The organism is Streptomyces sp. NPDC005925, from assembly GCF_040638805.1.
GTDB lineage: Bacteria > Actinomycetota > Actinomycetes > Streptomycetales > Streptomycetaceae > Streptomyces.
On the sequence record NZ_JBEXVL010000007.1, the window covers coordinates 123890 to 150106 of the forward strand.

General features: G+C 74.3%; 23 protein-coding genes and 1 pseudogene. 16 read left to right on the top strand and 8 right to left on the bottom strand.

The window, feature by feature from the left end:
• Positions 1-11 precede the first annotated feature (11 nt).
• The 6 genes from ABZ354_RS11915 to ABZ354_RS11940 all read left to right on the top strand — a co-directional run bounded on the left by ABZ354_RS11915 (position 12) and on the right by ABZ354_RS11940 (position 5410).
• On the top strand, positions 12-635 hold the full coding sequence (locus tag ABZ354_RS11915; RefSeq protein ID WP_358655595.1) for a TetR/AcrR family transcriptional regulator: 624 nt from the start codon (positions 12-14) through the stop codon (positions 633-635).
• 388 nt (positions 636-1023) lie between these two features.
• The gene (gene dhaK / locus ABZ354_RS11920; protein WP_358655597.1) at positions 1024-2016 is read left to right on the top strand and encodes a dihydroxyacetone kinase subunit DhaK; all 993 of its coding nucleotides are present in this window, start codon (positions 1024-1026) and stop codon (positions 2014-2016) included.
• Positions 2017-2078: 62 nt separating this feature from the next.
• Positions 2079-2702 (top strand): dihydroxyacetone kinase subunit DhaL, encoded by a 624-nt coding sequence (dhaL, locus tag ABZ354_RS11925; protein ID WP_358655599.1) that lies wholly within the window; start codon positions 2079-2081, stop codon positions 2700-2702.
• On the top strand, positions 2695-3105 hold the full coding sequence (locus tag ABZ354_RS11930; RefSeq protein ID WP_358655601.1) for a PTS fructose transporter subunit IIA: 411 nt from the start codon (positions 2695-2697) through the stop codon (positions 3103-3105). Before dhaL ends, ABZ354_RS11930 begins: the two co-directional genes overlap by 8 nt.
• 570 nt (positions 3106-3675) lie before the next feature.
• Positions 3676-4671, top strand: a complete 996-nt coding sequence (locus tag ABZ354_RS11935; protein ID WP_358655603.1) for a fibronectin type III domain-containing protein — start codon at positions 3676-3678, stop codon at positions 4669-4671.
• 184 nt (positions 4672-4855) lie between these two features.
• Positions 4856-5410, top strand: coding sequence for a hypothetical protein (locus ABZ354_RS11940; RefSeq protein ID WP_358655605.1), 555 nt, complete (start codon positions 4856-4858; stop codon positions 5408-5410).
• 244 nt (positions 5411-5654) lie between these two features.
• On the opposite strand, the pseudogene ABZ354_RS11945 reads toward ABZ354_RS11940, so the two are convergent.
• From ABZ354_RS11945 to ABZ354_RS11960, 4 genes and pseudogenes are all read right to left on the bottom strand, one after another.
• Positions 5655-6188, bottom strand: a pseudogene (locus ABZ354_RS11945) (PadR family transcriptional regulator); the annotation flags it as partial.
• A 31-nt stretch (positions 6189-6219) separates the two neighbouring features.
• A complete protein-coding gene (locus tag ABZ354_RS11950; protein ID WP_358655607.1) occupies positions 6220-8235 on the bottom strand; it encodes an NADPH-dependent 2,4-dienoyl-CoA reductase in 2016 nt (671 codons plus the stop codon).
• Between the two features lie 291 nt (positions 8236-8526).
• Positions 8527-8901 (bottom strand): hypothetical protein, encoded by a 375-nt coding sequence (locus tag ABZ354_RS11955; RefSeq protein ID WP_358655609.1) that lies wholly within the window; start codon positions 8899-8901, stop codon positions 8527-8529.
• Positions 8902-9065: 164 nt separating this feature from the next.
• On the bottom strand, positions 9066-9938 hold the full coding sequence (locus ABZ354_RS11960) for a hypothetical protein (RefSeq protein WP_358655611.1): 873 nt from the start codon (positions 9936-9938) through the stop codon (positions 9066-9068).
• Between the two features lie 971 nt (positions 9939-10909).
• On the opposite strand from ABZ354_RS11960, the gene ABZ354_RS11965 reads away from it, so the two are divergent.
• Positions 10910-12934: a SpoIIE family protein phosphatase gene (locus ABZ354_RS11965; RefSeq protein WP_358655821.1), complete on the top strand. Its 2025-nt coding sequence runs from the start codon at positions 10910-10912 to the stop codon at positions 12932-12934.
• A 12-nt stretch (positions 12935-12946) separates the two neighbouring features.
• Here ABZ354_RS11965 and ABZ354_RS11970 read toward each other — a convergent pair whose 3' ends face one another.
• Positions 12947-13753, bottom strand: coding sequence for a putative protein N(5)-glutamine methyltransferase (locus ABZ354_RS11970; protein WP_358655612.1), 807 nt, complete (start codon positions 13751-13753; stop codon positions 12947-12949).
• Positions 13754-14340: 587 nt separating this feature from the next.
• Between ABZ354_RS11970 and ABZ354_RS11975 the strand changes: the two genes are divergently transcribed.
• From ABZ354_RS11975 to ABZ354_RS11995, 5 genes are all read left to right on the top strand, one after another.
• Entirely contained in the window at positions 14341-14946 is a 606-nt protein-coding gene (locus ABZ354_RS11975) for a sulfite oxidase-like oxidoreductase (protein ID WP_358655614.1), read from the top strand.
• Between the two features lie 112 nt (positions 14947-15058).
• Positions 15059-15778, top strand: a complete 720-nt coding sequence (locus ABZ354_RS11980; protein ID WP_358655823.1) for a ferredoxin reductase — start codon at positions 15059-15061, stop codon at positions 15776-15778.
• A 531-nt stretch (positions 15779-16309) separates the two neighbouring features.
• A complete protein-coding gene (locus ABZ354_RS11985; RefSeq protein ID WP_358655615.1) occupies positions 16310-16900 on the top strand; it encodes a hypothetical protein in 591 nt (196 codons plus the stop codon).
• A gap of 163 nt (positions 16901-17063) precedes the next feature.
• Positions 17064-18032 (top strand): acetylxylan esterase, encoded by a 969-nt coding sequence (locus ABZ354_RS11990; RefSeq protein WP_358655616.1) that lies wholly within the window; start codon positions 17064-17066, stop codon positions 18030-18032.
• Between the two features lie 127 nt (positions 18033-18159).
• Positions 18160-19317 (top strand): serine hydrolase domain-containing protein, encoded by a 1158-nt coding sequence (locus ABZ354_RS11995; protein ID WP_358655617.1) that lies wholly within the window; start codon positions 18160-18162, stop codon positions 19315-19317.
• Positions 19318-19371: 54 nt separating this feature from the next.
• Here ABZ354_RS11995 and ABZ354_RS12000 read toward each other — a convergent pair whose 3' ends face one another.
• Positions 19372-20097, bottom strand: coding sequence for a class I SAM-dependent methyltransferase (locus ABZ354_RS12000; RefSeq protein ID WP_358655619.1), 726 nt, complete (start codon positions 20095-20097; stop codon positions 19372-19374).
• A 5-nt stretch (positions 20098-20102) separates the two neighbouring features.
• Complete coding sequence (locus ABZ354_RS12005; protein WP_358655621.1) at positions 20103-20666, bottom strand: PadR family transcriptional regulator; 564 nt, start codon at positions 20664-20666, stop codon at positions 20103-20105.
• Positions 20667-20754: 88 nt separating this feature from the next.
• On the opposite strand from ABZ354_RS12005, the gene ABZ354_RS12010 reads away from it, so the two are divergent.
• From ABZ354_RS12010 to ABZ354_RS12025, 4 genes are all read left to right on the top strand, one after another.
• A complete protein-coding gene (locus ABZ354_RS12010) occupies positions 20755-21183 on the top strand; it encodes a nuclear transport factor 2 family protein (RefSeq protein WP_358655623.1) in 429 nt (142 codons plus the stop codon).
• A gap of 80 nt (positions 21184-21263) precedes the next feature.
• The gene (locus tag ABZ354_RS12015; protein WP_358655625.1) at positions 21264-22103 is read left to right on the top strand and encodes a class I SAM-dependent methyltransferase; all 840 of its coding nucleotides are present in this window, start codon (positions 21264-21266) and stop codon (positions 22101-22103) included.
• A gap of 389 nt (positions 22104-22492) precedes the next feature.
• The gene (gene rho / locus ABZ354_RS12020; protein WP_358655627.1) at positions 22493-23635 is read left to right on the top strand and encodes a transcription termination factor Rho; all 1143 of its coding nucleotides are present in this window, start codon (positions 22493-22495) and stop codon (positions 23633-23635) included.
• Between the two features lie 169 nt (positions 23636-23804).
• Complete coding sequence (locus ABZ354_RS12025; protein WP_358655629.1) at positions 23805-25001, top strand: serine hydrolase; 1197 nt, start codon at positions 23805-23807, stop codon at positions 24999-25001.
• 83 nt (positions 25002-25084) lie between these two features.
• Here the strand turns inward: ABZ354_RS12025 and ABZ354_RS12030 are convergent, their stop codons facing one another.
• On the bottom strand, positions 25085-26104 hold the full coding sequence (locus ABZ354_RS12030) for an asparaginase (RefSeq protein ID WP_358655631.1): 1020 nt from the start codon (positions 26102-26104) through the stop codon (positions 25085-25087).
• Positions 26105-26217 lie beyond the last annotated feature (113 nt).

Below are 26217 nucleotides of genomic sequence, written 5' to 3' on the forward strand. Positions count from 1 at the left end.
GACTCCACCCCATGGACTCCGGACACCACGACGGCAGCGTGAACGCCCGGCGGAGCAGTTCCTCCCCACCCCGCCGGGCCGACGCCGAGCGCAACATCACCGCGATCCTCGCCGCCGCCACCACCTGCTTCGGCAAGAACCCCCACGCCAGCATGACCGAGATCGCCGCGGCGGCCGGAGTCGGCCGGGTCACCCTGTACGGCCACTTCTCCTCACGCGAGGCACTTCTCAGCGAACTGATGGAGCGCGCCCTGGCCGAGGTCGCCGCGGTTCTCGACGCCACCGATCTCGACCGGGGGCCCGCCGACGAGACACTCCGGGCCCTCGTCCGGTCCTCCTGGCACCTGCTCGACCGCAACCTGCGCATGCTGCACGCCGCCCGGCGTGCCCTGCCCGCGGAAGCGGTCCACGATCACCACGTCGGCATCCTGTCGGCGATGGAACGGCTCATCGCCCGAGGGCGGCAGGAAGGAGCCTTCCGCGACGACCTGCCCGTCCACTGGCTGGTGGGCACCGTCTACGCCCTGGTCCAGGCCGCCGGAGACCAGGTCGAAGCGGGCCGGTTCACCTCCGAGGAGGCTCTCGGCGCCCTGGAGGCGACCCTCGCCTCGGCTCTCCGTCGCCCCAGTCCCTGAGAGCGCGCCGGCCGCCGCGCAACGCCGGGGGTCGGTTCACCTCGCAGGCGGGCCTCGGCCGCCGCCGGGCGGCATGGGGCCGGCAGGACCAGCCGGCCCGGGGCTGGCGGGGTGGTCGCGGCGTGTCGCGCGGCTGACGCTCTCCCGCGTGACCTTCGCCGCCGCAAGGCCGATACTGCCGACAGCGGCACCGTGGCCCAGACCCGTCCGGACATCCGGCCGGCCCTGACGTCCCGTCGACGGCACCGGCACCGACTCGGCATCAGTACCGTCGGAACCCGCGTCGGACCGCGCCACGGACCGCCCGGACCACACATCGCCCGAACCTGCCACGACCGGCGAAGACACCGGTCAAGGACTCGCCCGCCACGCTTCCCAGGAGGTACCCATGAAGATGCTGATCAACGTTCCCGAGACGGTGGTGGCGGACGCGCTGCGTGGTATGGCCGCCGCCCATCCCCAGCTGACGGTGGATGTGGAGAACCGCGTGATCGTGCGACGGGACGCGCCCGTGGCCGGGAAGGTCGCCCTGGTGTCCGGCGGTGGATCGGGGCACGAGCCGCTGCACGGCGGTTTCGTCGGGCCCGGCATGCTGTCGGCGGCCTGTCCGGGCGAGGTGTTCACCTCTCCGGTGCCCGACCAGATGGTGCGGGCCGCGGCGGCCGTGGACAGCGGCGCCGGGGTCCTGTTCGTCGTGAAGAACTACACCGGCGACGTCCTGAACTTCGACATGGCCGCCGAACTCGCCGAGGACGAGGGCATCCGGGTCGCGAAGGTGCTCGTCAACGACGACGTGGCGGTCACCGACAGCCTCTACACGGCCGGGCGGCGCGGCACCGGCGCGACGCTGTTCGTGGAGAAGATCGCGGGCGCCGCGGCCGACGAGGGGCAGCCGCTGGAGCGGGTGGAGGCGGTGGCCCGGCAGGTCAACGAGAACTCCCGGAGCTTCGGCGTCGCGCTGAGCGCCTGCACCACGCCCGCCAAGGGCAGCCCCACCTTCGACCTGCCGCCGGGCGAGCTGGAACTGGGCATCGGCATCCACGGCGAGCCGGGCCGCGAGCGGCGGGCGATGATGACGTCCGGTGAGATCGCCGACGCCGCCCTCGACGCGATCCTCACCGACCTCGTCCCGCCCAACCCGGTCCTCGTCCTGGTCAACGGCCTGGGCGGTACGCCGCTGCTGGAGCTGTACGGCTTCAACGCCGAGGTGCAGCGCGTGCTCGCCGCCCGCGGGGTCGCCGTGGCCCGCACCCTCGTCGGCAACTACGTCACCTCCCTCGACATGGCGGGCGTCTCCGTCACCCTCTGCCAGATCGACGAGGACACGCTGCGGCTGTGGGACGCGCCGGTCAACACGCCGGGCCTGCGGTGGGGCATGTGACGGGGAGCGGGCGGCGTTCACGACGTACGTACATCCATACCGACCAGGCCAGGGAGAACCACGTGCTCGACGCCGATTTCTTCCGCCGTTGGATGACGGCGACCGCCGCGTCCGTCGACCGCGAGGCGGCATACCTCACCGATCTCGACTCGCCCATCGGCGACGCCGACCACGGCAGCAACCTGCGGCGCGGCTTCGGGGCGGTGACGGCCGTGCTGGAGAAGGAGGCCCCCGACACCCCCGGCGCGGTCCTGATGCTGGCCGGACGACAGCTCGTGTCGACGGTCGGCGGCGCCTCCGGACCGCTGTACGGGACGTTGCTGCGCCGCACCGGCAAGGCACTCGGGGACGCCGGCGAGGTCAGCCGGGAGGAACTGGCCGGGGCGCTGCGGACCGGGGTGGAGGCGGTGATGACACTCGGCGGTGCCGCGCCGGGCGACAAAACCATGATCGACGCGCTGGTGCCGGCCGTGGACGCCCTCGCCGAGTCCTACGCCGCGGCGCGCGCCGCCGCCGACGGGGGCGCCGAGGCGACGACGCCGTTGCGGGCCCGCAAGGGCAGGGCCAGTTACCTCGGGGAGCGCAGCATCGGGCACCAGGACCCGGGGGCCACCTCGGCGGCGCTGCTCGTCGCAGCCCTGTCGGAGGCGGCGGAGGGCACCGCGGAGGGGGCGCGCGGTGAGTGACGGCCAGCTGGTCGGGATCGTGCTGGTGTCGCACAGCGCGCGGGTGGCCGACTCGGTTGCCGAACTGGCCAAGGGCCTGACCGGCGGCGATGTCTCCGTGCCGGTCGCGGCGGCGGGCGGTACGGAGGACGGTGGGCTGGGCACCAGCGCCGAGCTGATCGCTGCCGCGGCCGCGTCCGTGGACCGGGGCGCCGGGGTCGCCGTACTGACCGACCTCGGCAGCGCGGTCCTCACCGTGAAGGCACTCCTCGCGGAGGGCGACGAACTCCCCCACGGCACCCGACTCGTGGACGCCCCGTTCGTGGAGGGCGCGGTCGCGGCGGTCGTCACGGCGGCCACCGGGGCCGACCTGGCGGCGGTCGAGGCCGCTGCCGGGGACGCGTACTCGTACCGGAAGGTCTGAGGCTGCGGACGCCGGCCATCCCGGCGCCCCGCGGGTGACCGCTCAGGGGTGACCGGAGAGGGGGGACGGGCCGGCGGACGGGGCTTCTGCGCGCCGCCGCGGTACCGGCACCGGGGGACGGGCGCGCCGTCCCGCATCCCGGTCGGCGGCTCGGCGGCCCGCGGGGCGTCCGCCCCGGCGGACTCCGGGCCACGCTGATGGGCCGTACGGCGCGCCCGCCCGGTCCGGGGAGGACGGCTAGGGCGGGAGAGGGTCCGAGCGGGTGTCCGGTTCCGGCGGGGGCCGGGCGACCGAACCGGTGCCGGTCCCGGCCGCCCGGCCACTCGCGTGGGCGCGGCGACAGCGACGACAGCGGTCCGCGCACACACGGGCGTGAACTTGCCGGACACACCGGCGAGTTCAGCCGTATCGGGCTTCAGCATACGTAACCGCACGGAGCGGTCGACCCGGGCCCGCCCCCTTGTCCGGGAGCGCACAGCCGGGTCATATTGGTCCGGACCATTGCCGTGACCTGACCACCCGTCCGACCCACGGACTACCCGTCGGACCACCCGTTCCGGAGGCTGAGTCGTGCGAGGCGTTCCCTCTGCCGTCGTCCTGTGCCGCCGCGCGGCGGCATGCTGCGCGGCGCTCCTGCTGGTCACGTCCTGCGGCCGGGCCGGCGCGGACGACGACGAGGGCGGCCGGCTGCCCGGCGCGCCCACCGGTGTCTCCGCCGAGGCGGGCAGCGCCACCAGCGTGCACGTCATGTGGAACGCCCTGCCCGGTGGCGACGGCATCAGCCGCTACGAGGTGTACCGCGGCGCCCGCAAAGTCCTGGAGGTGCCCGCCTCACGGCACATGGTGGACGTCACCCGGCTGCGGCCCTCCACCGCGTACGCCTTCTCGGTGCGTGCCAGGGGTACCGACGGGCGGCTCGGGCCGCCCAGCCGGAAGGTCCGCGCGAGGACTCCCGCGGCCGGCCCGGCGGACCGCTCGGCACCGACCCGGCCGGGTTCGGCGCGGGGCCGGACGGCCGGGAGCAGGGCGGTGCACCTGTCCTGGTCGGCGTCCGAGGACGACCGGGGCGTGGTGTCGTACGACATCTATCAGGGCGACACGAAGGTCCACAGTGTGGGCGGGAACCAGACGGCGGCCGTGGTGGCAGGGCTCAGGCCGGGCGCACGGTACGTGTTCACCGTGCGGGCCCGGGACGCCGCCGACAACCTCTCCCCCGCCGGCAGCGCCGTCCGGCTCACCACGCCGGGCTCCGACGACGGCCGCGCCACCGCGCCCGGTGACTTCCGGGCGACGACCCGCCGGGCGGACGGGGCGTACCACATCGAGCTGAGCTGGGTGCCGCCGCGCACGGACGGCGTCGTCACGGAGTACCAGATCCACCTCGACGGCAAGCCCGCCACCTCGCTCGTGTACGGCGGGAAGGTGCCGAGCGGGCGGGCCACGTACAGCTTCTACGCGGGGCCGGAGAAGGGGGTCACCCACCGGGTGCGGGTCCGGGCGAAGTTGCCGGACGGAACCTGGGGCGGCTTCTCGGCGGAGCGGACGGTGACGACCGGGGCGCGCTGACGACCGGGCACGCTGACGACCGCCCGAATACGCCGGGTGAAGGAACGCGTCACCTGCACGGGTGCGGTCGGAGTGCGGCCCAGGGCGGCGGCACGTTGGCTGAGGCCGAGGCAGCACGGGCGTTCCCCGACCCTCGGCGGCGCAAGGGATGTACCGCCAACCGTGCCGCTGGAGGGCAGTCCACATGCGCAACACATCGCCACACCTCCGCATCGGTTTGACCGTGGCGGCCGCCGCCGCGCTGCCGATCGCCCTGGCTGCCGGTTCCGCGCAGGCGGGCCCCGGCATCTCGGTGAGCACCGCCGGCTCCACGGTCTCGGTCACGACCAGCGCCTGCGCCCAGCTCAACGGCAGCTGGGGCACGGCCTCCCTGCTCAGCAGCGGTCAGTCCAGCTTCGCCGCGGGGCGTCAGGCCGCCCTGTCAGGAAGCAACGCGAGCCAGTCCGCGACCTGGTCGAACGTACGTCCGGGCACGTACACCGTCATCGTCATGTGTTCCAACAACAGCACGGCCGGTACCCAGTCCGTCATGGTCTCGGCCGCCTCCACGCCCACGTCGTCGCCCTCGGCCTCACCCACCGCCTCGGCGTCGCCGTCGCGCGGGGTCATGGGCGGCATCGGCGGCGCGGCCCGCGACTACGGCACGGTCACCTTCGTGGGCGGCGGGCTGCTGGTCGGGGCCGGCGTGTTCGCCACGGCCTGGTACCTGCGGCGCCGTCAGAAGCCGTACCGACTCTGACCGTTTCCGCGCCCCGTGCTTCTCCTGCGGGCCGCGCGTCCGGCAGGAAGGCGGCCGGCCGCCCGTCCGAGCACCTCGGGCGGGCGGCCGGCCGTCGTCAGGCCGGGCCCCGGCCCTCGCGCCCGCCCGGAATCCCGCGAACCCCGGGAGCCCCGGGAACCTCGGGGGTCCCCGGGCTCTCGGGGGTCTCGGGGGTCTCGGGGGTCTCGGGGGTCTCGGGGGTCTCGGGGGTCTCGGGGGTCTCGGGGGTCTCGGGGAACTCGGTCAGCGCCCGCCGCAGCCACTGCGCCCAGAAGGTCTCCAGGTCGATGCCCGCGCGCAGCACCAGGTGGCGGAGCCGGTCCTCGGCGCCGTCCTGGCCGGGCGGGAAGTCCCGCGCCTCGATCTCCCGGTACCGCGCCAACTGCCGTTCGTGCAGTTCCAGATGGCGCCGCAGGTCGTCCTCGATGCCGGCGGTGCCGACGACGGCCGCCGCCCTGAGCCGTACCGCCAGCGGGTCCCTCATGGGCCTGGGGTCCTGCGGGGCGGCGGTCCAGCGGGCCAGTTCGGCGCGGCCGGCGGGCAGGACCTCGTAGTTCTTCTTCTGCCCGCGGGCCGGCTGCTCGGACGGCAGGGCGCGGATGTGGCCCTCGGCCTCCAGCTTCCCGAGCTCGCGATAGATCTGCTGGTGCGTCGCGGGCCAGAAGAAGCCGATCGACCTGTCGAAGCGCCGGGTCAGCTCCAGTCCGGACGACGGCTTCTCCAGCAGGGCGGTGAGGATCGCGTGCGGGAGTGACATGGGCTCATCCTAGGGAGCGCCGCGCCCGCCCCTACAGCGCCGCCGCCAGCTCGGTGCCCTGCTTGACGGCGCGCTTGGCGTCCAGTTCGGCGGCCACGTCGGCGCCGCCGATGAGGTGCGCGGAGCGGCCGGCGGCGACCAGTTCGTCGTAGAGGCCCCGGCAGGGTTCCTGGCCGGTGCACAGGACGACGGTGTCGACCTCCAGGACCGTGCTCTCCTCGCCGACCGTGATGTGCAGTCCGGCGTCGTCGATGCGGTCGTAGCGGACGCCGGGGACCATGGTGACGCCGCGGTGCCTCAGCTCGGTGCGGTGGATCCAGCCCGTGGTCTTGCCGAGGCCGGCGCCGACCTTGGTGGGCTTGCGCTGGAGCAGGTGCACGGTGCGCGGCGGGGCGGGCCGCTCGGGCTCGGCGAGTCCGCCGGGCGCGCGGTAGTCCATGTCGACGCCCCAGAGCCGGAAGTACGTCTCGGGGTCCTCGTGTGCCTGGTCGCCGCCGTCGGTGAGGAACTCGGTGACGTCGAAGCCGATGCCGCCCGCGCCGAGGACGGCGACGCGGTCGCCGACGGGGGCGCCGTCGCGGAGCACGTCCAGGTAGCCGACGACGCTCGGGTGGTCGACGCCGGGGATGTCCGGGACGCGCGGGGTGACACCGGTGGCGACCACGACCTCGTCGTACCCGGAGAGGTGGTCGGCGGACACCCGGGTGTTCAGGCGTACGTCCACGTTCTCCTCCGCCAGCCGGGTGCGGAAGTAGCGCAGCGTCTCGTCGAACTCCTGCTTGCCGGGGACCTTGCGGGCCACGTTGAGCTGGCCGCCGACGGCGCCGGCGGCGTCGAACAGGGTGACGTCGTGGCCGCGTTCGGCGGCGGTCACGGCGCAGGCGAGGCCGGCGGGTCCGGCGCCGACGACAGCGACGCGCTTGCGCAGCCGGGTCGGGGACAGCACCAGCTCGGTCTCGTGGCAGGCGCGCGGGTTGACCAGGCAGGAGGTGATCCGCCCGCTGAAGGTGTGGTCGAGGCAGGCCTGGTTGCAGCCGATGCAGGTGTTGATCGCCTCGGGGCGGCCGGCGGCGGCCTTGGCGACGAAGTCGGGGTCGGCGAGCATCGGGCGGGCCATCGACACCATGTCGGCCGCGCCCTCGGCGAGCAGCCGCTCGGCGAGCTCGGGGGTGTTGATGCGGTTGGTGGTGACGAGCGGGACGGACACCTCGCCCATGAGCCGCCTGGTCACCCACGTGTACGCGCCGCGCGGCACGGATGTGGCGATGGTGGGGATGCGGGCCTCGTGCCAGCCGATGCCGGTGTTGATGATGGTCGCCCCGGCTGCCTCGACGGCCTTGGCGAGCGTCACCACCTCGTCCAGCGTGGACCCGCCGGGCACCAGGTCCAGCATGGACAGCCGGTAGACGAGGATGAAGTCCTCGCCGACCGCCTCCCGCACCCGCCGCACGACCTCGACGGGGAAGCGCATCCGGTTCTCGTAGGAGCCGCCCCAGCGGTCGGTGCGGTGATTGGTGCGCGCGGCGATGAACTCGTTGATCAGGTAGCCCTCGGATCCCATGATCTCCACGCCGTCGTAGCCGGCCCGCCGTGCGAGGCGGGCGGCGCGGGCGTAGTCGTCGACGGTCCGCTCGACCTCGGCGTCGGTCAGCTCGCGGGGCACGTGGGGGCTGATCGGTGCCTGGAGGGGGCTGGGCGCGACGAGGTCCTGGTGGTAGGCGTAGCGGCCGAAGTGCAGGAGCTGCAGGGCGATTTGGCCGCCCTCGCGGTGTACGGCGTCCGTGACGACCCGGTGCTGCTTGGCCTCGTCCTCGGTGGTGAGCCGTGCGCCGCCGGGGTACGGCCTGCCCTCGTCGTTGGGCGCGATGCCACCGGTGACGATCAGGCCCACGCCGCCCCTGGCGCGGGCGGCGTAGAACGCGGCCATGCGCTCGAAGCCCCGCTCGGCCTCCTCGAGGCCGACGTGCATGGAGCCCATCAGGACCCGGTTGGGCAGTGTGGTGAAACCCAGGTCGAGTGGGCTCAGCAGGTGCGGGAAACGGCTCATCGGACCCTCCGTGCGCGGTGTCGTGCCCTCAGTTCTAAGGCAGGGCGACACCTTTATGCAACTAGTTGCACAAGGGGTGGAGGGTGACTCCGGACACGGTGCGGTTCCGCCCCGGTCCTCGCCGGACCGGGGCGGAACCCCTCACCTGCGGTACGCGCGCGGCGCTGCCCGGGACGCGTGCGCGGCGCCGCCCGCGATACGGGCGCGCCTTTTTCCGCGACGCGGCAGCGCCGGCGGCTTCTGTGCGCATGCATGACTCCGCGGCTTCTGCGGCGGCGGCTTCTTACGGCGTCAGCGGCTCTCCAGCCGCACGTGCAGCTCCTCTTCCTGGTCGCCCGGCACCGTGCTGAGCTGGTGCACCGCGAACAGGGAGTCGAGGGTGGTGCGGAACCGGTCGATCGCCCAGTAGCCGCCGTGCGCGTCGGCGACGACGGGGGCCGACAACCGGGCCGCGGGCCGGTCACCGCCCTCGCGCGTGTCGGCCACGTCGAACGTGCCGAGCCACACGGTCGGGCGGGTGTCCGAGAGTTCCTCCGGTACGTCGTCGCCGCACCGGTCGGACGCGAAGCACGCGCACAGCGCGTCGAACACGACCCGAGCGTCGTCCTTGTCGCAGCCGCTGATCTCCACCGAGACGGTTTCCGGGTGCGGTCGCTCGCTGTCCATCGGGATCGCTCCTCTCGTGGCCGGGGATGCGGTGCCCGGGTGCCCCGGAACGCCGCCCCCACCCCCGCGGACCCTCACCGCCCGCGCGATGCGTGCGGTGCGTGGGTGGGCGCAATGCGTGCGATGCATGGGATGCATGCGGCGCGTGAGGTGCGTGCGGTGCGTCAGCCGCGGGTGAAACGGTAGGTCTTGCTGTCGGTGATGACGCAGAAGCCGGGCGAGACGACGATGACGCGCAGGGTGCCGGTCCGGCGGTCGTAGTCGATGCCCTCCGCCTCGAAGCCGCCGGAGCACGAGCTGCGCAGGGGCAGCCGGCGCAGCGCCGTGACGTGGCCGTCGACGTCGGTGCCGTTCGGCGCGGCGGACAGGTCGACCTGGAGCAGCGGCTTCGTCGTGCCGAACAGCGCGCCCTCGGGGTCGTCGGAGGAGCACAGCAGCTGGGTGGCGGTGACGAAGTCGCAGCCCTGGACGTCGCGGACGTCGTGGTCGAGGTGGACGGTGGCCGCCTGCGGAAGGTCCGCCGACGGTGAGGTGCTGCCGTTGACTCCCGGGGTGGGGAAGACCAGGAAGCGGTTCATGGTGCCCCACTCCCCCGACAGCATCCACTGGCCGTCCGGCGAGATCGCGGCCCAGGAGTTGTTCAGGGCTTCCCCGGGGCTGAGGGTGTGGACGTACTCCGCCCAGCCGCCGTCCGGCTTCTGCACGCGGAACATCTTCGCGTTGCCGGAGTCCGCCTGGTACGGCTCGATGTAGTGGCCGTCGTAGGAGGCGTCGGGGTCGCCGACGTGGTTCCAGCCGCGGCTCGAGACGTCCACGGGGATGGTGCCGACGCCGGTGTAGCGGTTGGGGCTGTTCGCCGGGACCTCCACCGACGTCAGGCCCTGGCTCTCGGTCAGCGGGTCGGCGCGGTCGGAGCCGACCTCGTTCCAGACATCGGCGGCCGAGGCCGGCTGGGCGGCGGCCAGGACGGCGGCGGTGGCGAGGGTGACGAGTCCGGCCAGGGCGGTCTGACAACGTTGCCGGGCGCGCAGGCGCATGGGGGCTCCTCGGGTGGGGGGAAAGCGTGCGGCGACAGTCTGGCCCGCGATGCAAGTCATGTACAGACCAATGGAGGCCATACGCCGTACGTTCCGGGAGAATGTGTGCGGCGGTCACCACGCGGTTGGGGGATGGTGGAGGGAGACCGTCGAGCGGGCGGAGGGAAACGCCCGCGCACGGTGGACAGAAAGGGGATCGGCAGCCGGAAGGCGTGCCGCGACGATCGGCGGAGGCGGGGCGTGCGATGAGTGCAGCCAGGTCAGCCGGGTCTTCCCCGGAACGCGCCGGGCCCTCCCCGGGCGAGGGCGACAGCGACCGCTACGGGGGCGCGTCCGGGAGGCGCGGCGTAGCGGCGCGGCCGGGGCCCGGGGCCGGGGCGGACCCCGCCCGGGCCGGGGCGGCGCCGGGCCCCGGCGGCTCCGCGCCGCCTTCCGGCACGCCTCGCGCCGAGTCCCGCGAGGCCGGGAGGGCCGGGGAGGCCGAAGCCGCCGCCCGCGCAGAAGAAGCGGACGCAGCCGGCCGACGCGAGGAAGCCGTAGCCGCCGGCCACACCGGGCGGGCCGGGAGGACCGGGGAAGCCGGGAGGACCGGTTTCGCCGCCCAGGCAAGGGAAGCCGGCAAGGGCGGGAAACGTCAGGAAGCCGAAGCCGCCGGCAGGCCCGGGGAGGTGGGGAAAGCGGGACGGACCGGAGAGGCCGCCTCGCCGCCCGGCGCTCCTCCCCCGAGCCCCGGTGAGCCTCCCGCCGTACCCGGCGAGTCCGCGTCCGGCGGCGGCACAGCGCCCGACCCGGACCTCGGTACGCCCGTCCCGGGCCGCGACTCGCCCGTACCCGCACCGGACAACCCCGGCCCCGCCCCCGACACGCCCGATCCAGCCTCCGGCACGGCCGGCGACTCACCCGGCGAGGCCGCCGGGCCCGTCGGCGACGCGTCCGCCCCGGCCCTCGACGAGGCGTCGCTGCGCGGTGCCGTGCGTCCCAGTGGGCTGCTCGATGTGCTCGGGGTGGCGTCGATCGTGCTGGACTCCGCGGGGCGGATCGTGTTGTGGAGTCCGCAGGCCGAGGACCTGTTCGGTTTCCCGGCGCGGGACGCGCTCGGGCAGTACGCCGCACGGCTCATGATCCACGAGCGGCACTTCGATCTGGTCGTCAAGCTGTTCGCCGACGTCATGGCGACCGGCGAGGGCTGGGCCGGTGCCTTCCCGATCCGGCGCGGGGACGGCACGACCCGCCTCGTGGAGTTCCGCAACATGCGGCTCCTGGACGACCGGGGCGACGTGTACGCCCTGGGGCTCGCGGCCGACCAGTCGACGGTGCTCCGGCTGGAGCAGGACGTGGCGCTGTCGACACGGATGGTGGCGCAGTCGCCGATCGGGCTGGCCGTCCTCGACCACGATCTGCGGTACGTGTCGGTCAACCCGGCGCTGGAACACATCAACGGCGTTGCCGCCGCCGACCACATAGGGCGGACGGTGGGCGACGTCCTGCCGACGCTGGACACCGGGCCCCTCGACGCGGCGGCGCGCCAGGTGCTGGACTCCGGACAGCCGCTCATCGACGACCAGTGGAGCGGCCGGACCCCCGCCCACCCGGACGAGGACCACGTCTGGACGGTGTCGCTGTACCGCCTGGACGACGCCCTGGGGAACATCCTCGGCGTCGCCTGCTCGGTCGTGGACGTCACCGAGCAGCACCGGGCGGGCGTGGAGGCCGAGGCGGCGCGGCGGCGCCTGGCTCTGATCGCGGACGCCTCCACGCGGATCGGTACGACGCTGGATCTGGAGCGCACCGCGTGGGAGCTGGCCGAGGTGGCGGTGCCGGAGCTCGCCGATGTCGCCGCCGTCGACCTGCTGGACTCGGTGGTCGAGGGCCGCAGCTCCCGCCTCGGGCCCGGGGAGCCGGCGGTGATCCGCGCCCTGGCCGTCAGGGCGGACGACGCGCCTGACCTCCTCGCGGCGGCCGACCCGCCCGGCCAGGTCACCCGGTACGAGCCGGACCGCCTGGTGACGCGGTGCGTGCGCACGGGCGAGCCCGTGGTGGTCCCGGAGGCCGGCGCCGAGGACCTGCCCCTCATCGCCCGCTCGCCGCAGGCTGCCGCGCGGCTGGCTCGCGCGGGCGTGCACTCGTATCTCGCGGTGCCGCTGATCGCGCGCGGCGAGGTACTCGGCGCACTCGACCTCAAGCGCGCCCGCGACCCGTTGCCGTTCAGCCCCGACGACCTGCTGCTGGCCCGGGAGCTGGCCGCCCGCGCGGCGATGCAGATCGACAACGCGCGCTGGTACCAGAGCGCCCGCGACACCGCCCTGACGCTGCAGCGCAGCCTGCTGCCGAGCCATCCGACGGTGACGGGCGGCCTGGAGGTCGCCTCCCGCTACCAGCCGGCGGGCGCCACCAGCGAGGTCGGCGGCGACTGGTTCGACGTGATCCCCCTGGAGGAGTCGAGGACGGCCCTCGTGGTGGGCGACGTGATGGGCAGTGGCATCACCGCGGCCGCCACCATGGGCCGGCTGCGCACCGCCACCAGCACTCTGGCTTCCCTGTCGCTGGAGCCCGAGCGGCTCCTGGACCAGCTCGACAAGATCGTCTCCGGGCTGGACCAGGCCTTCGCGACCTGCGTGTACGCCGTCCACGACCCCCATCAGCGGCAGTGCCGGATCACCAACGCGGGTCATCTGCCGCCGGTCCGGGTGCGTGTGGGCAGGCCGCCCGAACTGCTGGATCTGCCGACGGGCGTTCCGCTGGGCGTGGGCGGGGTGGCCTTCACGACCACCACCGTCGACCTGGCGCCCGGCGACCGGCTGGTGTTCTACACCGACGGCCTGGTCGAGACCCGCCGCGATTCGCTCGACGACCGTCTCGACCGGCTGCTGACGCTGCTCGGCGGCCCGCGACGCCCGCCGGAGGAAGTGTGCGACCTCCTCCTGCGGACGCTGCGGGAGCCCGACAACTCCGACGACGTGGCGCTGCTCATCGCCGGCGCCCGGGAGTTGCCGTAGCCGCGTCTCGGGTCAGGGGCGTATGCCGATCACGACGTGGGCGTACAGCTCCTCGCAGACCGCGACGCGGGTGGTGAGGCCGCTGGCGGTGAAGGCCGCGACGGCCGCCGGAACCTGCCGTTCGCCGGTCTCCACGACCAGGCAACCGCCGGGTGCGAGCCAGTGGGGCGTTTCGGCGGCGACGCGGCGCAGCACGTCGAGGCCGTCCGCGCCGCCGTCGAGCGCGACGAGCGGCTCGTGCTCGCGCGCCTCGGACGGCAGCAGGGGCACCTCGCCGGTCGGGACGTAGGGCACGTTGGCCGCGAGGATGTCCACCCGGCCGCGCAGGTCGACGGGCAGGGCCCGGAACAGGTCGCCGGTGTGCACCAGGCCGCCGAGGGCGGCGAGGTTGCGGCGGGCGCAGCGCACGGCGGCCGGGTCGACGTCGGCGGCGTGCAGTTCGACACCGTGGAGCGCGGCGGCACGGGCGCCGTCGCCACCGAGGCCGGTGGCGACGGCTGCGCCGACGGCACCCGAGCCGCAGCACAGGTCGACGACGACCGCGGCGTCCGGCACCTGCGCCAGGGCCTGCTCCACCAGGAACTCGGTACGGCGGCGCGGCACGAAGACGCCCGGTTCGACGGTGATGCGCAGGCCCCGGAAGCCGGCCCAGCCAAGGACGTGTTCCAGGGGTGCGCCCGCGACGCGGCGGGCGACGAGGGCGGTGAGTTCCTCAGGGGTGCGGGCGGCGGCGAGGAGGAGTTCCGCCTCGTCCTCCGCGAAGACGCAGCCCGCGGCGCGCAGCGCGGCGACGACGGAGGAGGGGGAGACAGTGGACATGGTGAACGGGAGCCTTTCGGAAGCCGAGGGGCGCCCTCGCGGTCACCTGCCGTCGGCGATCCGTACTGCGTGGAGGTGAGAGCACCCTGTCTGACACGGCGTCAACGGGTCTCACCTCCTTGTTCCCTGGGCGGCCGGGGCGGTTCCGGGCCGGGGTGCAGCGATAGTACCCGGGCGTCCGTGCGGGCCGGCCCCGCATCCCCCGTGCCCGTCGTGCCGTCGTGCGGTCCTGCTGTCGCGCGACGCGACGTGTCGGGCCGCGGGCGGGTTTCCTCCGCCGTGCGATCGTCACGCGATCGGGTCAGCAGTATCACCGAGCGGCACCGGCCGGTCCGCGAGGAGCGCGCCGGCGTGTTCGGGCTTGCCCTTCGGAAAGAACCGCCGCGCCCTCTCGATCACGGAGTCCGAAGGCCCCAGGGGATACCCCGTATCCGTTCTTCGTCTCGTACCCGGGGCGACGATCGCGCGCGCATGCCCCGGCGCGCGTGTGCGGGCACCACGTTCCGGCCCGTACGGTTGAATGTGTAAGCGATCTGTCCGTTCGATCATCGGCGGGCCGCGTCCGGCGGCCTGGAGGCACCACCGGCATGCACGTCACCCGAGGCTTCACCGGCCGCCCGCGCGTCCCCGACCCCGGGCTCCCGCCCGGCCAGTACGACGCGGGCGACACCTGGCCCGTCCTGTCCGCCGAGGTCACCCCGGAGTCGTCCCCCGCCGACTGGACCTTCCGCATCGACGGCCTCGTCGCGGCGCCCCGCACCTGGACCTGGCAGGAGGTCGACGAGCTGCCCGCTTCGGCGTACGAGGGCGCCATCCACTGCGTGACGAGCTGGTCGAAGTTCGGGGTGCGGTTCGGGGGCGTGTCCCTGGACGTCTTCCTGGACGCCGTACGGCCCGCGGAGTCGGCCACCCATGTGGTCGCCTACTCGCACACCGGCTACACCACGAACCTGCCGCTCGCGGACCTGACCGGCGGCCGGGCCTGGATCGCGCGGGAGTACGACGGCCGCCCGCTCGACCCGGAGCACGGCGGCCCGGCACGGCTGCTGGTGCCGCACCTGTACTTCTGGAAGAGCGCCAAGTGGATCGCGGGCATCCGCGTCCTGGACCACGACGAGCCCGGTTTCTGGGAGCAGAACGGCTACCACGACCGCGGCGACCCCTGGGAAGAACAGCGGTACGCCGGTGACTGAGACGCAGACCATGAACCCGGCCGTGACGAGGACACAGCCGGCGACGGAGGCCTTCACCCCGACCGGCGGATTCACCCCGACCGGCGGATTCGCCGTGCCCGGGGGATTCGCCGTGCCCGGGCGCATCGCGGTCGGCGGGCAGACCGCCGCCGTGTGGCGGACGGCCACGCTGACGGAGATCCGGCGCGAGACCGCCCGGGTCGCGACCTTCCGGTTCGCCGTGCCCGGCTGGCCGGGGCACCTGCCCGGCCAGCACCTGCTGCTGCGGCTGACCGCCCACGACGGCTACACCGCCCAGCGGAACTACTCGATCGCCTCCGCGCCGGACGACGGCGGGCACATCGAGCTGACGCTGGACCACGTCGAGGAGGGCGAGGTCTCCGGCTGGTTCCACACGGTGGCCCGGCCCGGCGACCGTGTCGAGGTGCGCGGCCCCGTGAGCGGCTTCTTCGCCTGGCCCGGCGACCGGCCCGCACTGCTGATCGGCGCGGGGTCCGGGGTCGTCCCGCTGATGTCGATGGTCCGCCACCACCGGGCGCGCGGCCTGGACGTGCCGCTGCGGCTGCTGGTGTCCGCGCGCAGCCCCGAGGAGCTGATCTACGCGCGGGAGCTGGGCGCGGAGACCACGCCCGTGTTCACGCGGAGCGCGCCCGAGGGCGTGCCGGTGGGCCGGCTGACGGCCGCGCATCTGGCGCCCGCCCTGTCGGAGGGGCCGCCCGGCGGCTGGGAGGCGTACGTGTGCGGTTCCCAGGCCTTCGCCGAGCACGCCTCACGCCTGCTCGTGGCGGCCGGCCGGCCCGTGGACCGCATCCGCATCGAACGCTTCGGCTGACGGCCAGGGCCGCGACCCGGACCACGGGCCGGCCCTCGACGCGTCCGCGAGAGCGGCCCCGGCCCGCCCGTCGGCTCGTCCCGATCGGCCGGCGCCGGCCGTAGAGGCGACGCCGGCCACCCGTCGGCTCGTCCGGCAGGTCTGCTCCGGGCCACAGATCGGATGGTCCGGCAGGGCGACGTTGGGCCACCCGTCAGCTCGTCCGTCAGGGCGACTCCGACCCACCCATCGGCTCGTCCGTCAGGGCGACTCCGACCCACCCGTCGGCTCGCCCGGCCGGGCCGCCCGGCGGCTCGTGCGCCGTGGGCTGTCGCGCCGCTTCGCGGCTCTGGCCGGCGGGCGTTTCGGCCTTTCGTCATCGCGCCGCGGGCGGGCGCGCGGTGCGATGAGGGAAGGCCGCGGGACGGGGTACCTGGAGCAGATGGGCGCTCGCGTGCGCGGAGCGGAGCCCGGCGCGCCGCCCCGGTCCGGCTGTCCGGCGGCCCGGCGGCTCGTCGTCCCTCCGACCGCCCGGACGGCGAGGAGGTCGACATGCGAACCCGGGTGCGCGGCCTGCACAGGCAACCCAATCCGCTGCGGCGCCGGTCGGACGTGGTCGAGGTATGGACGGCCCTGGCCGTCGCCGTGCTGCTGGTGTTGGGCGCACCCGTGGCCGGGGTGCTGACCGCCTGGTGGGCACACGGCCAGGCGCGAGCGGTGGCGGCGGAGCAGCGTGCCGACCGGCGTCAGGTCCGCGCGCAGGTGGTGGGGCGCGCCTCCTCCTCGGACCCCCTGTCCTGGCAGCAGACCGGCGTCCAGCACTCGTACCGCGCGGTCGTGCGCTGGGCCGGGCCGGGCGGGGCGCCGCACACGGCCACGGTGAGCGTCCCCCTGAGCGCGCGGGAGGGCGAGAAGACCGACGTGTGGGTCGACTCGAGGGGCCGCAGCGTGCCGCCGCCCGTGGACGACGCCGCCGTCTGGCAGCACGCGGTCTCCTTCGGCGCCTGCTCGGCGGGCGGTACCGCCGCCGTGGTCCTCGGCGCGTACTGGGCCGTACGCCGGGCGGCCCTGCGCCACCGACTGGCGGAGTGGGAGGAGGCCTGGGCCCGCACCGAGCCCCAGTGGACACGGCGCCGGGCGTGAGACGCCAGGGGTGGAAACGGTCCAGCCCGTCCACGCGGGACCGGCGAGGGCGCCGACGGCCCGCGGCCGCTCCGCCGGCCGAGGAGGGTCCGGCACGGCTTCGGAACGCCCGCGTACGGTGTGATCGTCCGCTCCCCCCGGCGCTCCGCGAAGGTGGTCCCCCATGGCCCTGTTCGACCTCCCTCTCGACGAACTCCGCGCGTATCGCGGCGCGTCCACCGAGCCGGAGGACTTCGACGCGTTCTGGGCGGCGACACTCCAGGAGGCCCGGGAGCACGACCTGGCCGCCCGCTTCGAGCCCGTGGAGACGGGTCTGACCGAGGTGCGGGTGTACGACGTGACGTTCGCCGGGTTCGGCGGTCACCCGGTCAAGGGCTGGCTGACGGTGCCCGCCCGGGCCGGGAAGCCGCTGCCGCTGGTCGTGGAGTTCGTCGGGTACGGGGGCGGCCGGGGTCTGCCGCACCAGCACCTGCTGTGGGCGGCGTCCGGGCGGGCGCACTTCGTGATGGACACCCGCGGCCAGGGCAGCGCCTGGGGCGGTGGCGGTGCCACCCCCGACCCGGTGGGCGGCGCGCCCGCCTACCCCGGTTTCCTGACGCGCGGCATCGACGCCCCGGAGAACTACTACTACCGGCGCGTGTTCACGGACGCGGTGCGCGCCGTCGAGGCGGCCCGCTCGCACCCGCTGACCGACGCCACGCGCACGGTCGCGGTCGGCGCCAGCCAGGGCGGCGGCATCACGATCGCCGTGGGCGGTCTGGTGCCGGACCTCGCCGGCGTCGCGCCCGACGTGCCGTTCCTGTGCGACTACCCGCGCGCGGTGACGCTCACGGACCGCCACCCGTACCGCGAGATCGCCCTGTACCTCAAGACGCACCGGGGCCGCACCGGCGACGTCCTGCGCACCCTCTCCTACTTCGACGGCGTGCACTTCGCGTCGCGCGGCGCGGCCCCGGCGCTGTTCTCGGCGGCGCTGGAGGACCAGACGTGCCCGCCGTCGACGGTGTTCGCGGCGTACAACGCCTGGGCGCACGACGACAAGGCGATCGAGGTGTACGACTTCAACGACCACGAGGGCGGCGGGCCCTTCCAGGAGGCGGCCCAGTTGCGCTGGGCGGCCTCGTACGTCTGACCCCGGCCGTCCCGGTGCCGCAGTCGCGTCCCGGTGCCACCGGGGTTCCCTCCAGTCCGACCAGTCGGTACGTTGCGCCCGGGCCGCCCGTTTCGGCGGCCCGGGTTTCTGCGACGAGGGAGGGTCCGTGCCCGGGCACGAGACACATGTTCACGGTCACTGCGACGCGCGGTTCGCGGCGGTGCGTACGGCGTTCGAGGAGAACTTCAGGGACCGGGACGAACTGGGCGCCGCCGTGACCGTCCTGGTGGACGGCGCGACGGTCGTGGACCTGTGGGGCGGGTGGGCCGATCCGGGGCGCAGCCGTCCGTGGGAGCGGGATACGACGGTCAATGTCTGGTCGACGACGAAGGGGCCGGTGGCGCTGTGCGCGCACATCCTGGCCGACCGGGGGCTGCTCGACCTGGACGCGCCGGTGGCCGCGTACTGGCCGGAGTTCGCGGCGGCGGGCAAGGAGCACGTCCTCGTGCGGCATCTGCTGTCGCACCGGGCCGGGCTCGCCGGTCTGCGTGAGCCGCACTCGTTCGCCGGGCTCTGCGACTGGGAGCTGACGACGCGGCGGCTGGCGGCGACGGCGCCGTGGTGGGAGCCGGGCACGGTCTCCGGCTATCACGCGCTGACGTACGGCTTCCTCGTCGGCGAGGTGGTGCGGCGGGTGTCGGGGCTGCGGCCGGGGGCGTTTCTGGAGCGGGAGGTGACCGGGCCGCTCGGTGTCGACTTCACGGTCGGGCTGCCGGAGAAGGACTGGGGGCGGGCGGCGGAACTGACGCACGCTCCGGCGCCGGCACGGGCCGAGGCGTTCGCCAAGCTGCCGCCGGTGGCCCTCGCCGCGCTGGCGAACCCGGGGGTGGGAGCGACGCAGGCCAACTCCGCCGCGTGGCGGTCGGCCGACATATCGGCGGCGAACGGCCACGGCACGGCGCGGGCCGTCGCGGCGCTGTACGGCATCTTCGCCGCTCTGGGCACCCACGCCGGCCACCGGGTCCTGTCCCGGGACGCCGCCGAGCGGGTCCGGGAGGGGCAGGGCAGCTGCCGGGACCTGGTGCTGGGCGCGGGGCTCGACCGCGACATGGAGATCGGCCTCGGCCTGTGGCTGAGCGGACCGCACGGCTCGTACGGGCCCAACCCGCGGGCCTTCGGTCACGACGGCGCCGGCGGCTCCTGCGGCCTCGCCGACCCGGAGGCCGGCGTCTCGCTGGGGTACGTGATGAACCGCATGGGCCCGCGCATCGCCGACGACCCGCGGAAGATGGCGCTCGTGGAGGCGGTGTACGGGGCGTTGTGAGCGGGCGCGCGGAACCTGACGGGCCCACCGGCCCGGACCGCGCCCCGTGGTCCGTCAGGTGCCGCGCCGGGCGACCACCAGCCGGGCGCGCGGGCTGCCGTCGGGCCGGTGTCCAAGCTCCGGAAGGTCGAGGAGTGCGACGTCGAAGCCCGCGCGGGTCATGTCCCGTACGGCGTCCGTGAACCGGAAGGCCCGGTAGTACATGACGAACGGCGGACGCCACACGGCGTTGCGGATCCGCATCGCCGCGTCGAAGCCGAGCAGCGCCCAGAACCACGGGCTGCCCGGCCGCGGCGGGGCGAGCACGGGGAACGCGAAGCTGCCGCCGGGGCGCAGCACGGAGTGGACCTGGGCGAACAGTCCGGGAAGTTCGCGCGGCAGGAAGTGCCCGAACGCGCCGAAGCTCACCACGAGATCGAAGGACGGGCCGAACGGCAGGGCGCGGGCGTCGGCCCGCACCAGGCGGGCCGGTGGCCGGAGGGAGGCGGTGTGCTCGCGCGCGACGGACAGCATGCCCGCGCTGAAGTCGACGCCGGTCACGCCGGACCTGCACACCGTGGCCAGCACGTCGAGTCCGGCGCCGGTCCCGCAGCACAGGTCGAGCCCGGTGCCGAAGGGGCCGAGGCGGGCGAGGGCGGTGGCGACGGCGTCGAGCACCGGCGCGGGGGTGCGGAAGGGGGTGTGGTCGAACTTCGGGGCGAGCAGGTCGTAGCCGTGCTCGACCGACGACAGTGCCTGGACGGCGAGTTCGCGGAGGCGGGGGCCCTCGGGGCCGAACACCGGCGTCATCCCAGCGGCGCCCGTTGCCGCAGCACCTGGAGGGCGCGTTCGCACCAGCGCAGGTTCTCCTGCTCGAAGGCGATGCCGCCCAGCAGGGTGAGGTAGGGGCCGACGCGGTCGCTCTCGCGCAGGTACTCCTCCTCGGTCCGTCCGTTCAGCAGCCGCTCGCGGACCCGCTGGTAGCGGGCGAGTTTGCCGCGCGCCCAGGACATGCGCTCCTCGACGAGGGCGTGGGTGCGTCCGGGGTCGGTGCCGTCCATGGCCTGGATCTTGATCATGAACTCGTCGCGGATGCCGACGGGCCTGCGGGGCGGTTCGACGGCGAAGGCGCGCAGGTCCGCGCGCCCGGCCCCGGTGAGCGTGAACATCCGCTTGTTGGGCCGCCGTTCCTGCTGCACCACGCGTGCCGCGATCAGCCCGTCCCGCTCCAGGCGGTCCAGTTCCCGGTAGAGCTGCTGCGGGGTCGCGGGCCAGAAGTTCGCCAGAGAGATGTCGAAGACCTTGGACAGCTCGTAGCCCGAGGCCTCGCCCTCCAGCAGGGCGGCCAGCACGGCGTACTTGAGGGACATGTGGACACGTTAACAGCGCACGATTATTGTCATCCGCACCTACTCAACAAATTGACTAGGTTCCGTCCATGAACTGTGAGGTGATCCCGTGCGCGCGTTCCGCGAGGCGGTCGAGGCCCAGGATCTCGACGCCGTCGAGGCACTGCTGGCCGAGGACGTCGTCTTCACCAGCCCGGTGGTCTTCAAGCCGTACTCCGGCAAGGCGATCACTGCGGCGATCCTGCGCACCGTCGCCCAGGTCTTCGAGGACTTCTCCTACGTGACGGAGACGAGCAGCGCGGACGGCCGCGACCACGCGCTCGTGTTCACCGCCCGGGTCGGTGACCGGCAGCTCGACGGCTGCGACGTCATCCACGTCGACGAGGACGGGCTGATCGACCGTCTGACGGTCATGGTCCGGCCGCTGTCGGGCGCGCAGGCGCTGGCCGGGGCGATGGGGGCGCGCTTCGAGCAGATCGCCCAGCGGGCCGAGCGGAACGCGAGGACGGCGGAGGCGGTGGACAGCGGCTCCGCCTGACCGCCCCCGAGGCCCGAGGGAGGGTCGTGTCCGGTGTTCCGCGCCGCCCCCGGGCCGGGCGGCGGGTGTTTGATGGCTGCATGACCTCCGACGAGCTCGCGCGCATGATGCGGGCCAACCAGGCCAACTGGGACGCCCGCACCCCCGTCCACCTCGCCAGCCGTTTCTACGGGCTCGACCGGGAAGGCGGACCGGGGCCGGATCCCGACCGCTGGTTCGCGCCCTTCGAATGGGCCGACCTGGGTGAGCTGACCGGCCGGGACGTGCTCCATCTCCAGTGCCACCTCGGCACCGAGACCCTCGCCTTCGCCCGCCGCGGCGCGCGGGCCACCGGCCTCGACTTCTCCCCCGCGTCCGTGGCCGCCGCGCGCGACATCGCGGCCCGGGCGGGCTTGGACGTGCGCTACGTCCGGGCCGACGTGTACGACGCCGTGGAGGCCCTGGACGGGCGGCGGTTCGACGTCGTCTACACCGGTAAAGGCGCGCTGTGCTACCTGCCCGACCTCGACCGCTGGGCGGACGTCGTCACCCGACTCCTGCGCCCCGGCGGCCGGTTGTACGTCGTCGAGTTCCATCCCCTGCTCAACGCCCTCGGCCCGGCACCCGCACCCGGCGAGGGCCCCGAACTGCTGCTCCGCCACGACTACCTGGGCGGCTCCGGTCCCGTACACCGGGACGCCACGCGCACGTACACCGACGGACCGGCCCTCGAGGACGCCACGGACAGTTACGAGTGGATGCACGGAATGGGTGATGTCCTGAACGCGTTGGTACACGCGGGACTCACTGTCCGGAGCCTGCGGGAGAGCGAGGAGCTTCCCTGGCAGCGCTGGCCGCAGATGCGGCGTACCGACTCCGGCTGGTGGCGGCTCCCCGAACCCCGTATCCCGCTCCTGTACGGGCTGCTCGCCAGCCGCTGACACGCGTCGCGCACCCGCACGGCGGCTCGCCTCCGAACCACTGAGGTGCGCGTCCGGTGCCGCCCCCGGGCGACGGAGAGCCACGCATGTCCCTCGCCTACGGCTGCTCTCGGCCTGCGAACCGATTCATGGTTGAAAGCGGTCGCCCGGTGGTAGATTGCAAGCGGCACCTGTTTACGCCCTGTTCGGGCGCCGGTGCCGCTCTCCTCTCCTTCAGCTCGCTGACCGAGGTCGCACATCGACCGGCTCAGCGGCTTTCCCACACCTTCGCGATCCGCGTCCGGGGTGCTGTTCCCGCCGCCCCGAGGGAGCGCTGTCAGCCTCCCGCGCGGCTTTTCCCCTTCTCTCCGTATGCCTCATGCCTTCCGTCCGTGAAAGGACCGACATCCATGACCACCACGCTCGAACCCCCTCCCGTCGAGCAGCAGGTTCCCGTCCGGGCCGTGACCGGCGTCCTCGACCTCGACGCGACCGGGAAGGGCCATCTGCGCGCGGCGAACCTCCTGCCCACCCCCGACGATCCGCAGGTCGCACCCGCCCTGATCCGACGGTACGGCCTGCGCAAGGGTGACCTCGTCGGCGGTGTACGCGGGGACCGGCGCACCGTCACCGAGGTCGCCCGGGTCAACGGACGCCCCGCCCGGGAGGCGCGCGGCCGTCGCCACTTCCACGACCTGACGCCCCTGCACCCGCACGAGCGGCTGCGCCTCGAACACCCGGCGTCCGCCCTGACCGGGCGGGTCACCGACCTGATCGCCCCGCTCGGCAAGGGCCAGCGCGGACTCGTCGTGGCCCCGCCCAAGACCGGCAAGACCGTCCTGCTGCAGCAGCTGGCCGCCGCCGTCGCGGGCAACCACCCCGGCTGCCGGCTGATGGTCGTGCTGCTCGACGAGCGGCCCGAGGAGGTCACCGACATGCGGCGCTCCGTGCGCGGCGAGGTGTACGCCTCGACGTTCGACAGGGCGCCCAAGGAGCACATCGCCCTCGCCGAGCTTGTCATCGAGCGGGCCAAGCGGCTCGTCGAGGCGGGCGAGGACGTCGTCATCCTGCTCGACTCCCTGACCCGGCTGTGCCGGGCCCACAACAACGCCGCCTCGCCCGGTGGCCGCACCCTGAGCGGTGGCGTCGACGCCACCGCGCTGCTCGGACCCAAGCGGTTCTTCGGCGCCGCCCGGCAGGCCGAGGAGGGCGGCTCACTCACCATCCTCGCCACGGCTCTCGTGGAGACCGGCTCGCGCGCCGACGACTTCTACTTCGAGGAGCTCAAGAGCACCGGCAACATGGAACTCCGGCTCAGCCGCGAGCTCGCCACCCGCCGGGTCTTCCCCGCCCTCGACATCGACGGCTCCGGCACCCGCCGCGAGGAACTCCTGCTCACCCCGGCCGAATCGGCCGCCATGCACGGGCTGCGCCGGGTGCTGCGGGGCCGCGACGGGCACACCGGCCTGGAGACGCTCCTGGACCGCATGCGCAAGACCCCCGACAACGCGGCCTTCCTGCGGCTCGTCCAGCCCACGCTGCCCGCCGCCTGACCAGCCGTACGATCCGCGGCTCGACCGGCCGTCCGCCCCTGCGCCCGACGAGCCGTGGGATCCGCCGTCCGTCCGTCCGACCGGCCGCACGTGCGGCATCCGGGTGTTCGCGGGCGCCGTCCGGCCCGGTCGTCACGGTGTTCGCCGCGCCCCTTCCTACGTTGACAGAATGACTATCGGACGTACCTCGCGGGCTGTCGTGTCGGCCTGCGCGTTCTGCGCCGCGGGACTGCTCGCGCTGACGCCCGCGGCGGCGGCCTCCCGCGCGGGCACGCCGGACCCCGCCGGCACCCGCCAGGCCGCGGCACAGCAGCCCTCCCTGCTGCACCGCCCCGGCACCCAGGTCCGGCCGGGCGCCGATACGCCGAGGGTCCCGCGGGTCTCCGCGCTGTCGTGGCTGGTGGCCGACGCCGGCACCGGCGACGTGCTCGCCGCCCACGCCGCGCACCGCAGACTCCCGCCGGCCAGCACCCTCAAGACGCTGTTCGCGCTCACGGTGCTGCCCGGCCTGCCCGCGGGAGTCCGGCACAAGGTCGAGGCGAGGGAACTGCTCGACATCGGTGCGGGCAGCAGCCTCGTCGGGGTCAGCGAGGGCACCACCTACCGGATCGCCGACCTGTGGCACGGCGTGTTCCTCAGTTCCGGCAGCGACGCCGTGCACGTCCTGGCCGAACTCAGCGGCGGCTGGCGCTCCACGGCCGCCCGGATGCAGGCCAAGGCGCGCTCCCTCGGCGCGCACGACACGCACGTGGTGTCACCCGACGGCTACGACACCCCGGGGCAGGTGTCGTCCGCCTACGACCTTGCGGTGTTCGGCCGGGCGGGCCTGCGCAACGCCGACTTCGCACGGTACTGCGCCCTCCCCCGCACCATGTTCCCGGGCGGACGCCGGAAGCCGTACGAGATCCAGAACACCAACCGGCTGCTCACCGGCGCCGACGGCGTGGACCGCTACCCCGGACTGCTCGGCATCAAGAACGGCTACACCAGCAACGCCGGACACACGCTCGTCGCCGCCGCCGAGCGGGGCGGGCGCACCCTCGTCGTGACCGTGATGAACCCCCAGAAGGGCGGTGCGCACGCCGTGTACAAGGAGACCCGTCGGCTGCTCGACTGGGGGTTCACCGCCGCGGGCCGGGTCGAACCGGTGGGCTCGCTGGAGAACCGTGGAGTCGCCCCGCGCCCGGGACCCCCCGCCGCCGTGCCCGCCGTGCCCGCCGTGCCCGCCGTGCCGGCCGCGGCGGGCGCGGCGGGCGCCGGGCCGTCCTGGATGGAGGCCGCCGCGATCACCGGCGCGGCGGCGCTGGGCGCCCTCGCGGTGTCCTTCGTCGTGCGCACCAAGGTGCCGCAGCCGGACGAAGGCTGAACGGCGACCGACCGCAGAGCCCTGAGCCCCGAGCTCCGAACCCAGAACCGGGAACCCAGCACTCAGCACTCAGCACTCAGCACTCAGACGTACGGCGGCTGAGGCGCGGCGGGGTCGAGGGCGCGTACTGGCAGGATCTCGCCGACGGGCAGGCCGCCGCCGAGCAGCGGTGCGCCCGCGAACTCGGCGAGCAGGGCCGGGTCGACCCCGGCGCGGGCCAGGGCGGCGGCGGTGACCGGGACACGGGCCCGGCTCGCGCCGTCGGCGATCTTCACGGCGACGGCCCGGCCGTCCGGCAGAGCGGCGACCTGAACACCCTCGTGGCCGTCCTTGGTGAGCAGCCCGGGCACGGACCGCATCAGCGCGGCGACGTCCCGGCCGGTGCCGGAGACCATCTCGGGGTGCGCGCGCATCGCGTCGGCCACCCGGGCCTCGGGCGTGCCGGGCGGGGCGGTGGCGATACGGGCGGCGGCGCGGGCGAGGCCCTGCAGGGAGATCGCGAAGAGGGGCGCGCCGCAGCCGTCGACGGTGGTCTGGGCGACGCGCTGCCCGGTGAGGTCCTCGACGCACTCGGCGACGGCCCGCTGGAGGGGGTGGCGGGGGTCCAGGTAGTCGTCCAGGGACCAGCCGTTGACCTCGCAGGTGTGGAGCATGGCCGCGTGCTTTCCGGAGCAGTTCTGGGCCGGGCGGGACGGCTCGCGCCCCTCGCGCACCCAGACGTCACGGACTGCCGGGTCCAACGGCAGGTCCACGACGTTGCGCAGGTGCTGCTCGCCGAGCCCGGCGGCCTCCAGGATGCGGCGGACACCCGCGAGATGACGTTCCTCCCCGGAGTGGCTGGCCGCGGCGAACGCAAGCAGCTCACCGTCCAGGGGCAGCCCGGCGCGCACCATGGCGACCGCCTGAACGGGCTTGAGCGCGGAACGCGGGTAGCAGGCGGCCTCGATGTCGCCGATGTGCAGACGGACCTGTCCGCCGGCGTCCAGGACGACGACGGAGCCGAAGTGGACGCCCTCGACCACTCCACCGCGTATCAGGTGGGCGACGGGGGCGTGGAGGGGGTCGCGGATCAGGGGGGCGTCCGCGGGGGAAGTGCTGCGCATGGCTGCTGCCTCGGGGTCGGAGGGGCAAGGAGGGCCGAAGGGGTCGTACGGCTCGTGGAGGTCGTGAACCCTGTGGGGCTCGGGGAGGTCGGAGGCACGGACGGAGACGGGAA

What these genes read in the sequence shown, in the direction of transcription:
- ABZ354_RS11975 (WP_358655614.1), top strand. Translation starts at nt 14,341, where the DNA reads ATGCACGTCACCCGAGGCTTCACCGGCCGCCCGCGCGTCCCCGACCCC.
- dhaK (WP_358655597.1), top strand. Translation starts at nt 1,024, where the DNA reads ATGAAGATGCTGATCAACGTTCCCGAGACGGTGGTGGCGGACGCGCTG.
- ABZ354_RS11915 (WP_358655595.1), top strand. Translation starts at nt 12, where the DNA reads ATGGACTCCGGACACCACGACGGCAGCGTGAACGCCCGGCGGAGCAGT.
- ABZ354_RS12005 (WP_358655621.1), bottom strand. Translation starts at nt 20,666, where the DNA reads ATGTCCCTCAAGTACGCCGTGCTGGCCGCCCTGCTGGAGGGCGAGGCC.
- ABZ354_RS11940 (WP_358655605.1), top strand. Translation starts at nt 4,856, where the DNA reads ATGCGCAACACATCGCCACACCTCCGCATCGGTTTGACCGTGGCGGCC.
- ABZ354_RS11970 (WP_358655612.1), bottom strand. Translation starts at nt 13,753, where the DNA reads ATGTCCACTGTCTCCCCCTCCTCCGTCGTCGCCGCGCTGCGCGCCGCG.
- ABZ354_RS12025 (WP_358655629.1), top strand. Translation starts at nt 23,805, where the DNA reads ATGACTATCGGACGTACCTCGCGGGCTGTCGTGTCGGCCTGCGCGTTC.
- ABZ354_RS12030 (WP_358655631.1), bottom strand. Translation starts at nt 26,104, where the DNA reads ATGCGCAGCACTTCCCCCGCGGACGCCCCCCTGATCCGCGACCCCCTC.
- rho (WP_358655627.1), top strand. Translation starts at nt 22,493, where the DNA reads ATGACCACCACGCTCGAACCCCCTCCCGTCGAGCAGCAGGTTCCCGTC.
- ABZ354_RS11950 (WP_358655607.1), bottom strand. Translation starts at nt 8,235, where the DNA reads ATGAGCCGTTTCCCGCACCTGCTGAGCCCACTCGACCTGGGTTTCACC.
- ABZ354_RS11990 (WP_358655616.1), top strand. Translation starts at nt 17,064, where the DNA reads ATGGCCCTGTTCGACCTCCCTCTCGACGAACTCCGCGCGTATCGCGGC.
- ABZ354_RS11955 (WP_358655609.1), bottom strand. Translation starts at nt 8,901, where the DNA reads ATGGACAGCGAGCGACCGCACCCGGAAACCGTCTCGGTGGAGATCAGC.
- ABZ354_RS11985 (WP_358655615.1), top strand. Translation starts at nt 16,310, where the DNA reads ATGCGAACCCGGGTGCGCGGCCTGCACAGGCAACCCAATCCGCTGCGG.
- ABZ354_RS11960 (WP_358655611.1), bottom strand. Translation starts at nt 9,938, where the DNA reads ATGCGCCTGCGCGCCCGGCAACGTTGTCAGACCGCCCTGGCCGGACTC.
- ABZ354_RS12015 (WP_358655625.1), top strand. Translation starts at nt 21,264, where the DNA reads ATGACCTCCGACGAGCTCGCGCGCATGATGCGGGCCAACCAGGCCAAC.